The sequence below is a fragment of the Paenibacillus sp. P4_A9 genome, assembly GCF_056402415.1.
Window position 1 is genome coordinate 1 of sequence record NZ_JBFUHL010000194.1, and the last position, 1,734, is coordinate 1,734.

Sequence of the window (1,734 nt, forward strand, 5' to 3'; positions counted from 1 at the left end):
CACGCATACATGCCAAACCCACACCATGGCCACGTTTAGCTTGGCGAACCGCAATATAGTCGATGATAAGCACTCGTGCCTTCTCATTCAACGCAGTAAGAGCCATCGCAACCACATATTCACCTTCGCTCCATGTGCATGCATATGCCTCTTTCGAACATACTGCGGATGAGCGCGCGATTTTTTCTTCCGTGTTCAGGAAAGGCTTCGTTGTATACTTGCTCTGCTTTAAGCCAGAGGGCTTCATCCCACACAGTCGTTATCTCATAGACCAACTTCATTATACTCTCCCAGAGCAAAATCCACCGCATATTCAGCATGAATTTTCGTTGTATCGAATAATGGAACCGATGTGTCCTGTTGCGATATTAGCAGTGTAATTTCTGTGCAACCCAAAATAACCGCTTCTGCTCCCTCTTTGACCAACATTTGGGTCGCTTCTTCCCATTTCCCTGCATGTTGAAGCGTCTTGATCTCATGAAAATCCACCGAATACATCAGACTTTTGGCGGAATGGTGTCCGCCTAATTTTTCTTTTACACGCTGATTGATGATTTGATAATAAAGCAATGATGACTCCCAACTCATGCCACCAATTAATCCAATTGTTTTCATACATTAACCCCTCAGGAATACTATTTATTTCAGAATAACAGAAATTGCTTTAAGCTTAGATTACCACGAACTTTTCTGCAATTTCCAATCTTCCTCAAACCCAACTCGAGTCGACAGCGCTTGATCCACCTCATACAGAATTTCACTAAAATAGTGACTAGGTATATCTGTTGGCACAATGAGATCTTCTACTTGGATATTACTGTAGACGTAACTTCCTCTGTTCATCTTACCAGCTTGGTAAATGGTAAGGTCGTATATCGTAACGGTTTCATCCTCATAACCAACCGATGTTCCGCTAAAGATTAAGCTAGCCCCAATCCCATCTCGATCATTTTCTTTGTAAAATTCATAGTACCCTCCCCCATCCACGATGGAGCCGCGCTGCCATCCAGCCTTTGTTAATTTCCCTAGTAAAGAAAACCCATTTACTTGTATGCCACCGAAGCGGTCAACACAAGTGATATCATTGGTCTCTGGCAGAAAAACCTTGCGATCTAGCTGTTGGATGGGTTGATCGATATCCTGATTTCTCAACTGCTCTTTCCATAATTCAATGTTAGCGTGAGTCAATTCAAGGGGGTGTAAAAGGCGAATAGTACTGTTTTCTTCTAAATTAAATACACGCTCATCCGCAAGGGAGTATTTCCCATCCTMTTGATAGCGGAAGACTTCCAGCAGCTCTTTCTCTTGCGTGAATGCCCCCCAAATTAATCCGCGAGCGAAGATATGTAAGATCGAGTTATGGATAAATAGCTCTTCCCATGCTTGCTTGGTCCAATACCGCCGCGTGGACAAGGATTGTTCAAGGCGAATCGCGACGGAATCCGTGATTAGCTTCAGTTCCTTTTTTAACTGTTTAAATTCCTCGGTTGCCGATTTGATTAGCGCCATATCCTCCTGTTTGCCTGGCGTAGGAAAGGATTTGTAAGATTTACCTCCGGCATCCTCAATTCGGATTTCCAATGTTTTCGTAAGTTTGAGTATCAGCTCACGCTCTCCATATTGGAGCAATCTGTGACCGGATGAATTGAATCCTAGATTAGAGATGATTCGATCGGCAAGTTCCTCCGGGTCCAAACCAAGGTCCTTAGATGCTTTAGCCAATACATCCTGGGC

General features: G+C 43.6%; 2 protein-coding genes and 1 pseudogene. All 3 read right to left on the reverse strand.

The window, feature by feature from the left end; translation table 11 throughout:
- Positions 1-247 (reverse strand): annotated as a pseudogene (locus AC1DVJ_RS30835) (hypothetical protein); the annotation flags it as partial.
- 17 nt (positions 248-264) lie between these two features.
- Positions 265-615 carry an aspartate/glutamate racemase family protein gene (locus AC1DVJ_RS30840; RefSeq protein WP_477596725.1) on the reverse strand — a complete coding sequence of 117 codons (351 nt, stop codon included), beginning with the start codon at positions 613-615 and terminating at the stop codon, positions 265-267.
- Positions 616-675: 60 nt separating this feature from the next.
- Positions 676-1,734: DUF4132 domain-containing protein (locus AC1DVJ_RS30845; RefSeq protein WP_477596727.1), on the reverse strand; the 1,059-nt coding region annotated here is incomplete at its 5' end.

Coding starts and splice junctions, on each gene's coding strand:
- AC1DVJ_RS30840 (WP_477596725.1), bottom strand. CDS start 615: ATGAAAACAATTGGATTAATTGGTGGCATGAGTTGGGAGTCATCATTG.